The sequence below is a fragment of the Thermococcus sp. genome (genome assembly GCF_027008145.1).
GTDB lineage: Archaea > Methanobacteriota_B > Thermococci > Thermococcales > Thermococcaceae > Thermococcus.
On the sequence record NZ_JALTCZ010000096.1, the window covers coordinates 1 to 7,586 of the forward strand.

At 52.2% G+C, this 7,586-nt stretch carries 12 protein-coding genes; 8 read left to right on the forward strand and 4 right to left on the reverse strand.

Going from position 1 to position 7,586, the window contains the following annotated elements; genetic code table 11:
* The coding region (locus tag MVD07_RS04570; protein WP_297499159.1) for a DUF996 domain-containing protein at nucleotides 1–311 on the forward strand (311 nt) is incomplete at its 5' end.
* A 21-nt stretch (nucleotides 312–332) separates the two neighbouring features.
* Here the strand turns inward: MVD07_RS04570 and MVD07_RS04575 are convergent.
* On the reverse strand, nucleotides 333–1,676 hold the full coding sequence (locus MVD07_RS04575) for a leucine/methionine racemase (protein WP_297499161.1): 1,344 nt from the start codon (nucleotides 1,674–1,676) through the stop codon (nucleotides 333–335).
* Between the two features lie 119 nt (nucleotides 1,677–1,795).
* Between MVD07_RS04575 and MVD07_RS04580 the strand changes: the two genes are divergently transcribed.
* Nucleotides 1,796–2,257, forward strand: a complete 462-nt coding sequence (locus MVD07_RS04580; protein WP_297499163.1) for an Lrp/AsnC family transcriptional regulator — start codon at nucleotides 1,796–1,798, stop codon at nucleotides 2,255–2,257.
* Here the strand turns inward: MVD07_RS04580 and MVD07_RS04585 are convergent.
* Nucleotides 2,254–2,970 carry a cytochrome c biogenesis protein CcdA gene (locus MVD07_RS04585; protein WP_297499165.1) on the reverse strand — a complete coding sequence of 239 codons (717 nt, stop codon included), beginning with the start codon at nucleotides 2,968–2,970 and terminating at the stop codon, nucleotides 2,254–2,256. The two genes, MVD07_RS04580 and MVD07_RS04585, sit on opposite strands and share 4 nt — an antisense overlap.
* Before the next feature lie 62 nt (nucleotides 2,971–3,032).
* The gene (locus MVD07_RS04590; protein WP_297499168.1) at nucleotides 3,033–3,632 is read right to left on the reverse strand and encodes a glutaredoxin; all 600 of its coding nucleotides are present in this window, start codon (nucleotides 3,630–3,632) and stop codon (nucleotides 3,033–3,035) included.
* A gap of 90 nt (nucleotides 3,633–3,722) precedes the next feature.
* Between MVD07_RS04590 and MVD07_RS04595 the strand changes: the two genes are divergently transcribed.
* Entirely contained in the window at nucleotides 3,723–4,184 is a 462-nt protein-coding gene (locus tag MVD07_RS04595; RefSeq protein WP_297499170.1) for a hypothetical protein, read from the forward strand.
* 98 nt (nucleotides 4,185–4,282) lie between these two features.
* On the forward strand, nucleotides 4,283–4,552 hold the full coding sequence (locus tag MVD07_RS04600; RefSeq protein ID WP_297499172.1) for a hypothetical protein: 270 nt from the start codon (nucleotides 4,283–4,285) through the stop codon (nucleotides 4,550–4,552).
* Here the strand turns inward: MVD07_RS04600 and MVD07_RS04605 are convergent.
* Nucleotides 4,535–5,002: a YbhB/YbcL family Raf kinase inhibitor-like protein gene (locus MVD07_RS04605; RefSeq protein ID WP_297499174.1), complete on the reverse strand. Its 468-nt coding sequence runs from the start codon at nucleotides 5,000–5,002 to the stop codon at nucleotides 4,535–4,537. The two genes, MVD07_RS04600 and MVD07_RS04605, sit on opposite strands and share 18 nt — an antisense overlap.
* Nucleotides 5,003–5,169: 167 nt before the next feature.
* Here MVD07_RS04605 and MVD07_RS04610 point away from each other — a divergent pair, with 167 nt between their 5' ends.
* The 4 genes from MVD07_RS04610 to MVD07_RS04625 all read left to right on the forward strand — a co-directional run.
* Nucleotides 5,170–5,892, forward strand: a complete 723-nt coding sequence (locus tag MVD07_RS04610; RefSeq protein ID WP_297499182.1) for a 3-oxoacyl-ACP reductase family protein — start codon at nucleotides 5,170–5,172, stop codon at nucleotides 5,890–5,892.
* A 140-nt stretch (nucleotides 5,893–6,032) separates the two neighbouring features.
* The gene (locus tag MVD07_RS04615; RefSeq protein ID WP_297499176.1) at nucleotides 6,033–6,671 is read left to right on the forward strand and encodes a DUF257 family protein; all 639 of its coding nucleotides are present in this window, start codon (nucleotides 6,033–6,035) and stop codon (nucleotides 6,669–6,671) included.
* Between the two features lie 48 nt (nucleotides 6,672–6,719).
* Entirely contained in the window at nucleotides 6,720–7,181 is a 462-nt protein-coding gene (locus MVD07_RS04620; RefSeq protein WP_297499178.1) for a DUF2284 domain-containing protein, read from the forward strand.
* A gap of 1 nt (nucleotide 7,182) precedes the next feature.
* The coding region (locus tag MVD07_RS04625) for a hypothetical protein (RefSeq protein ID WP_297499180.1) at nucleotides 7,183–7,586 on the forward strand (404 nt) is incomplete at its 3' end.

Here is a 7,586-nt window from a genome sequence, read left to right on the forward strand (position 1 = left end):
AAAACGTCGTAATAACACAGAACTACAGTGGATCGAACACGGGCATCGTAATGTCGATCTTTGGAATGTTGCTCCTCGTCGTCGCGGTGGCCATCGTCAGCGCGTACTTTGAGATGAAGGCCTGGAGTGCGATGTACGAGATAACCGGGACGAAGGAGTTCAAAGACGCCGCCAGCTGGTTCAAGTGGGGGGCCATCACCGCAATAATAATGGTAGGGCTCCTGTTGATACTGGTGGCTAGGATATTCGTCATCCTTGGGTTCAACAACATGCCCGAGGAGCTGAACGTCGAAGGGGAGAAAGGAGGGTAAGATGACATCTCAGTCTTCTGACTACCATCCCTCCACTTTTTTCAAAACTTCGTCCGAGACTTTTCCCTCTTCAACATCCCCTATCGCCTGTTCAAGCCTGTTAAGCCCCTCTTCCAGGAGCTCCTCTTCAATAGTCAGTGGGGGCTGTATCCTAAGGACGTTTCCCTGAAGGAAGGCAACTATTAGGCCCAGCTCGTAGGATCTCCAGACGATTTTTCTCGCCTCGGCATAAGCCCTTTCCTTTGTTTCCCTGTCCTTTACAAGATCAAGGCCGAGCATGAGACCGAGACCGCGGACGTCGCCTATGAGTTCATGTTCCTCCTTCATCTTCTCAAGCCTTCTTCTCGCGTACATCCCAAGCTTTTCAGCCCGTTTCAGGAGTTTCCTCTCCTCTATCTCCTCGATTACTGCCAATGCCGCTGCACTTGCTATTGGATTTCCGCTCAGGGTGAAAGCATGACCCATCGGAGGAATTGAGTCCATTATCTCCTCCCTGCCGATTATTGCACTTATCGGAAGGCCCCCACCTAGGGGCTTTGCGAGGGTTATGATGTCGGGTTCTACCCCAAAGTGCTCTATGGCAAACCACCTTCCAGTTCTGCCGAGGCCGCTCTGAACCTCATCTACCACTAGCAGGATCCCATGCTTATCAAGTATCTTTTTGAGCCTCTTAAAGTAGCCCTCGGGAGGTACGACCATTCCGGCGTCGCCCTGGATAGGCTCCGCGAACAGAGCCGCTATACCCTTAGCGTAGACCTCTCCCTCGAACTTTTCCTTCAGGTATTCAAGGCACTCCATTCTGCAGGTCTTTGGAGTCTTCCCAAAGGGACAGCGGTAGCAGTTTGGATAGGGGATGAAGTGGATGTCGCTCAACTGGCCGACCTTCGAGCGAACCTCGAAGTCGAGGCCGGTAATGCTCATGGCCCCGTAGGTGGAGCCGTAATAGCTCCTCAGATAGCTCAGGATAACCCTTCTTCCGGTGTAGGCCCTCGCGAACTTTATGGCACCATCATTGGCGTCGCTCCCGCTGAGGCCTAGTGACACCTTGGGGGACTCAATGGGTGCTATCTCCCTGAGTTTCTCAGCGAGGAGGAGTGGTTCTACCGGAAAGCCGTAGATGAAGGTGAAATGGACGAGCCTGTCGGCCTGCTTCTTTATTGCGTTAACAACACGGGGATTATTATGGCCAACGTTTTGAACGGCCGCGTCGCTTAGGAAGTCTATGTATTCCCTTCCTTCGATGTCCCATACCAGGGCATTTTTGGCTTTGACGGCAACTATCGGGGCGTATGTCACGCGCGAAGTTCTCGAAAATACCTCAGAATACCTCCTAACGACTTCCTCTTTGGTTCGCGGGTATTCCATGAACATTCACCTTTCTGTAATATAATTAACGAACTAATATTAGTTTCGCTCAAATTTTACGTTTTATGGCAAGTTTTTTAAATAGATATTGATATAACAGCAAAAATAGGGTGTTTAAAATGCGAGATAATAGAATACTTGACGAGCTTGACAAGTCCATACTCCGCATCCTCCAGGAGGATGGAAGGGTCAGCTACTCAGAGATAGCGAGAAGACTGGGGGCGCCGGAATCAACGGTAAGGTTGAGGGTGAAGAAGCTGGTTGAAAAAGGGATCATCAGAAAGTTCGCGGCGCTGATAAACCCCTTCAAGGCGGGCTACTCAATAGTTGCTTTCATAGCAGTTGACGTCGAGCCGAGCAGGGTCAAGGAGGCCGCTGAAGAGCTTTCAAAGCTACCCGAGGTGGACGTCCTTGGAATAGCCACCGGTGCCCATGATATCCTGATGCAGGTTACCGTTAGGGATCTCCACGAACTTGAGGAATTTCTCATAGAGAAGCTCGGAAGAATAGAGGGGATCAGGAGCACCGAGACCTCAATCCTAACGAGCGTGAGAAAGTGGGGCTACGCCAGGGTCTTCTAAAGGAGCACCCACAGACCTATGCCAATGAGCAGGAGACCCGCTATGACCGACAGCTCCCGGGAGCGCCTGACCATTGCCTGAGAAAAGCGCTTGCTCTCGGCAACGCTCCCCATGGCGAGCAATATGACCACCAGGGGGAGGACGAATATGACGTTGTAGAGGCCCAGCAGGAGGAAGGTCAGCTCCCTGCTCCCATGGGCGATTATCGCGGCGTAGACAAGATAACTACCAGCCGAGCAGGGAAGCAGCGTCGTTGAGACTACAATCCCCAGCATAAACGAGCCTATGAACGTTGCCTCTGTGCTGAAAATCTTCTTCCTGACTTCCTTTTTGTCCCCGATGCGCGACTTTTCTTTAAGTCCCGTCACTGCTGTGTACACTCCAAAGGCTATGGCGAGGGCACCAGCACCCCAGAGCGGGATGTACTGTCCCAGGTAGAGCAACCCGACGCCGAGCAGGTAGTAGGATGTGTAAACGGCCAGTATAAAGGCCGAGCCTATGAGGTAAAGCCTCCCCTTTGGAATGTCCCTGATGGAGAGGGCCACGAGGAGCATGGTATATATCACGAAGGTACAGGGGTTAACCGAATCGCTCATTGAGAGGGCGAAGAACTGCGGGAGGAACCACGTAAGACCCATTGCATAGAGAGCAAGAGTGCTTAGGCCCAGGGAAAAGCCCACTATGAGCGCTAGTGCCTTGATTTCTGTTCTCATGCTTTAATGCTCAATCGGGGCCTTTTTCTCCTTTTCTGAAACAAAAGGTTGGGAACGGTAGGTTATCCCGACTTCAGCTCGCTGAGTATCTTCTGAACGTCCACCGGCTCGTGCCTCACGAAGAGCTTGTAGAGGGCGTCAATGACAAGCCTTGACTTCTTGTCCTTGTAGGGGAGCAGGTATGTCTTCCCGACGAAGAGGAGCGTGCCGTTGTTCTGGATTGCCGTCGCGATTATCTCGGGTGTTGCACTGACGTTGAACTCCCCCTCTATAACGGCGTAGAGGGTTCCGTTGTAGGTTATCGCTATGGCTGGGACACCGGTTATGCCGGTCAGCTGGGCCACTTGGCTGAAGAGCTTTTGGTTAGTCTCATTATCGACGAGCTCGTAGTAGGTCAGCGCTCCCTTTCCAAACTCCTGGGGAATCCACTCATGCATGTGCCTGCAGTGGGGGCACGTTTTCATCCCGTACATGTAGAAGTGTATCCTGTCGAGGTATATCCTGTGCCCCTTGACATCAACGAACTTGGCCACGGAGGTTGTTGTGGAGGTTGTTCCCGTCTGGGAGCTCTTCGTTGGAGTTGTTCCTCCGTTGCTCCCGAGACAGCCAGAGGCTATGCCAATGAGGAAAACGAGGAGCAGGACTATAGCGAGCTTCTTCATCCAACCACCGAATATGGTTCTCCGACACCGTTAAAAGCTTACCTCCGGAAGCCTTAAATCCTCAGCCGATGAGAAGAGTTGGGATGTGCTATGCAGGCATGGTACCGTTCACGGGCGCTCTACGAGACCGTTATGAAGCTCATCCAGGGGAGTCGCTTTGATGAGGCACTGAAGCTCGCCGGAGACATTCCTGATGTCTCGGTCCGCTCAAAGGCCCTCAACGAGATTGTCGTCGAGATGGCGAAGACAGGTAGGGACTACTCTGAAGCACTCAACAGGGCGATAGAGACGGCCCTAGAAATTCCGGGTGAGGGATCGACGAAGTCCCTTATGGCGCTCGCCTTTGACTTCCTTGAGGTGGGGAAGCCTGATGAGGCCCTGAGGATAGCGGGGTACATAACCGACCTCTCCAACCGCTCGAAGGTTCAGGCGGAGGTGGCTCTGGCCCTCGCTCGCCGTGGGGACATCGAGGGTGCGATGAAGCTGATAAACGAGATACTCGACGAGGACGTCAAGACCTGGGCCATGTCGAGGCTTGCGAGCGAGGTTTAGCGCGAACCTGATAAAATTTTTTATTTTCAGGGTGCTGTTTGACAGGAACCCCTCCACAACGCTTTTTTGGCTACTTCAGATTTTTCCGGGGTGAGAAGATGGAGTGGGGACAGATAGTAGGACTTCTGGGTATGATGCTCCTCGTTAGTTCATGGGTTCCGCAGACGGTCGAGACGGTTAAAAAGAGGCACTGCCCCCTCAACCTGGGGTTCATAATAGTCTACGTGGTAGCGGCGAGCCTGCTGACCATCTACTCATACATCATAGGGGACTGGATATTCTTCACCCTGAACTTTCTCTCGGCCCTTCAGAGCGCGATAAACCTTGCTGTAAAATTGATGGAAGGCAGTTCACTTTCTCTCATATAGCCCGACGATCTCTCCCCACTGGATCACGTGGCCCTCCATGGTTTTTTCAAGCTCCTTCCGTGTGGCACCGGGGTTTAGGTCAAGCTCGGTGTCGAGGGCGTAGACCTTGAAGTGGTAGCGGTGAACACCGTGTCCCCTCGGCGGGCAGGGACCGTTGTAGCCTATCCTCCCAAAGTCGTTCCTGCCCTGGACAAGGTAGACTGGCTCTTCAACAACCTCCCTCTTTGGAAGTCCTTCCGGTATGTCCCCCACCGGGGGTATGTTCCAGGCTATCCAGTGGGTGAAAGTTCCCCCCGGAGCGTCCGGATCATCAACTATGACAACGAGGCTCTTGGCCTTCTCACTGATGTTCCCTATGTAGAGTGGAGGGTTCCAGTCCTCCCCCTCACAGGTGAACTTCTTCGGTATGAACTCCCCGTTGTGGAAGACGGAGCCAACTTCCAAACCCATCCTCACACCCCCTTTGGCTTTTTCCTGAGAGATGCAACTGGTCGCGAGGATGACCAGCGCACGATTATCCAGGGGATTAGCCCTTGTAAACATTGTGTTTCCAAACGTAAAAATGTTTCGCGTCAATATTTATTAATCGGAGCGTTCAATCTTTAGTGGTGGTCGCTATGGAACTGAAGGGTAAGGTCGCCATCGTTACCGGCTCCGCGAGGGGTATCGGTAGGGCCATAGCCGTGGCCCTGGCGAGGAAGGGAGCAAACGTCGTTATAAACTACGCCCACAGCGAGGATGAGGCAAGAAAGACTGAAGAAATGTGCAGGCGGTACGGCGTCGAGACCCTCGTCGTTAAAGCGGACGTCAGCAAAAGGGACGAGGTCAGGGAGATGGTGCAGAGGGTAATCGAGCGCTTCGGCAGGATAGATGTACTTGTCAACAACGCCGGCATACTTGGAAAGGCCCTGAGGCCGATGAAGGTCACCGATGAAGACTGGGATGCCGTTCTTGGTGTAAACCTCAAGGGGGCCTTCATAGTGACACAGGAAGTCCTGAAGTACATGAAGAAGGGCAAGATAGTGAACATAGCCTCCATAGCCGGAAAGGACGGCGGGACAGTTGGGCCGCACTACGCGGCCTCGAAGGGTGGGTTGATAGCCCTCACCTTCAACCTCGCGAGGCACCTCGCCCCGAACATACTCGTCAACGCGGTAGCGCCGGGCCCGGTTGACACCGGCCTGATAAGCCCGGAGATAAAGGAAAAACTGAGGAAGCTCTCCCTGACAGGGGAGATAGCCAAGCCCGAGGATGTCGCCCACACCGTAATCTTCCTCCTCGAAAACGACCACATTACTGGGGAACTTGTTGACGTCAACGGCGGCAGGCTGATGGACTAGTGAAAATGATGAAACAGTATGTTATGTTTTTTGGGTTTATTACTCCGATTTTTAGACCATACTTTTGACATCTGCCATACCAAATGTTTATATAGAGATACGAATAGAGACTACTTAGTAATATCCAGGGGGGTAATGAGGTGGTTGATAAGGTCAACTGGTTATGGGATAGTCTAAAACCAGGTGAAACCATCCTCATAGAGCATGATTCATTAACATCCCCCGTCCTTGGACTTTACTATGCAGTCAAGTGGGCCAAAGAAAAAGGGTACAAGGTCATTGTGGATGACATCCTAGACGGTCTTTACCTCCAGGTCTCCCACCTAAAACTTGCAGGGTATGAGACAAGTTTTGTGGATGAGCTTCAGATCATAAAGGAAGGCGGAACGATAAGGGTAGGGAACGTGGTAGCGCACCTCCGTCTTAATCAATATGCGATACGTCAGACGCAGTACTCGCGTGTGTATGAGCCGTTAATATCAGGCGGAGGGGTTGTGAATATAGTGCTTGGCCTAGACAAGCTGTTTCTAATCTCTGACCTGAGGGAGAACATGAACACCATTAATGCAATTCTCAGCTACACGGGGGATGAACGCAGATTAGCCATTTATTTTGTTAACAGAGACCTAATGGGTATCAGCAGTCCACATTTCCTGCCTCTCTTGGAGGAGATAGCCACTACCGTAATCAGGGTGACCAAAGAAAGAAGCAGGTACGTGTTCTCTGTTGTTAAATCGATCAATAACAATCTGGATGGTGAGTCGCTCTCCCTTCCATAACCTTGGCAAGCATTTTTAACTTTCCTTTCAATCTCTTCTTGATGCCCAATGAGGGTCCTGTGGGAAAAAGAGGTTGACGCTTCGAGCATAGTGGTCTCGCCGAGACCAATCTGGAAGTGCCGTTCCTGCCCGATGTACGGGAAGAGACCGAGCTGTCCTCCCTACGCCCCGGAGTGGAGGGAGGCTAGAGATTGGGTCAGGAGCTTTAAGAAGGCCCTCCTCGTGAAGTTCTCAATCAACATGGAGGACTTCGAGGAAGAAAAGAGGAAAGTCCTTCTCTGGCTCCTAAAGAGGGAAGCCGAGCTCTTCAAGGAAGGCAAGCTCTACGCGATGGCCCTCTTCCCTGGCAACTGCAATCTCTGCGATGACTGCTCCTTCGAGAGAGGCGAGCCCTGCAGAATGCCTGAGAAGGTAAGGCCGAGTGTCGATGCCGTTGGGATAGAGCTGAGCTCCCTTGTGGAGATAAACTTCTCAGAGAGCGTTCTCTACGGAGTGATAATGGTGGAATGAGATGACCGGAAAGCTTGCCTATGTGACCGTCCTGGGCCGTTTCCCCTGGGCCTCGATAAACACTTACTACAAGATCCTCGGAGAGTTCGAGATGAAGGGTGTTGAGAGGCTGTACGTCTTCACCGAGGAGAGGTACAGGGAGGAGCTGGGCAAAGTGGTAAAGGCTTTTAGGATCCTCTCCTCAGCTTACGGTATGAGCCCGGAGGTTTTCACTGTGGTTTTACCGAACTACGGCTTTAACGAGGCCGAGAAGAAGTTCCATGAACTCTTTTCAGAACTCGCCGGGGAGGGCTACGCAATAGGGATAGACATAACCTCGGGCAGAAAGGCCATTGTTACCGCGGCAATAGTGCAGTCGATGAACTTCCCCGTTTCCTTCATAGCCTACATGGGCCTCCTTGACAG

Excerpts from the sequence above, each read along its gene's own strand:
- MVD07_RS04575 (WP_297499161.1), bottom strand. The coding sequence starts at position 1,676 with ATGGAATACCCGCGAACCAAAGAGGAAGTCGTTAGGAGGTATTCTGAG.
- MVD07_RS04610 (WP_297499182.1), top strand. The coding sequence starts at position 5,170 with ATGGAACTGAAGGGTAAGGTCGCCATCGTTACCGGCTCCGCGAGGGGT.
- MVD07_RS04605 (WP_297499174.1), bottom strand. The coding sequence starts at position 5,002 with ATGGGTTTGGAAGTTGGCTCCGTCTTCCACAACGGGGAGTTCATACCG.
- MVD07_RS04595 (WP_297499170.1), top strand. The coding sequence starts at position 3,723 with ATGCAGGCATGGTACCGTTCACGGGCGCTCTACGAGACCGTTATGAAG.
- MVD07_RS04580 (WP_297499163.1), top strand. The coding sequence starts at position 1,796 with ATGCGAGATAATAGAATACTTGACGAGCTTGACAAGTCCATACTCCGC.
- MVD07_RS04590 (WP_297499168.1), bottom strand. The coding sequence starts at position 3,632 with ATGAAGAAGCTCGCTATAGTCCTGCTCCTCGTTTTCCTCATTGGCATA.
- MVD07_RS04620 (WP_297499178.1), top strand. The coding sequence starts at position 6,720 with ATGAGGGTCCTGTGGGAAAAAGAGGTTGACGCTTCGAGCATAGTGGTC.
- MVD07_RS04585 (WP_297499165.1), bottom strand. The coding sequence starts at position 2,970 with ATGAGAACAGAAATCAAGGCACTAGCGCTCATAGTGGGCTTTTCCCTG.
- MVD07_RS04600 (WP_297499172.1), top strand. The coding sequence starts at position 4,283 with ATGGAGTGGGGACAGATAGTAGGACTTCTGGGTATGATGCTCCTCGTT.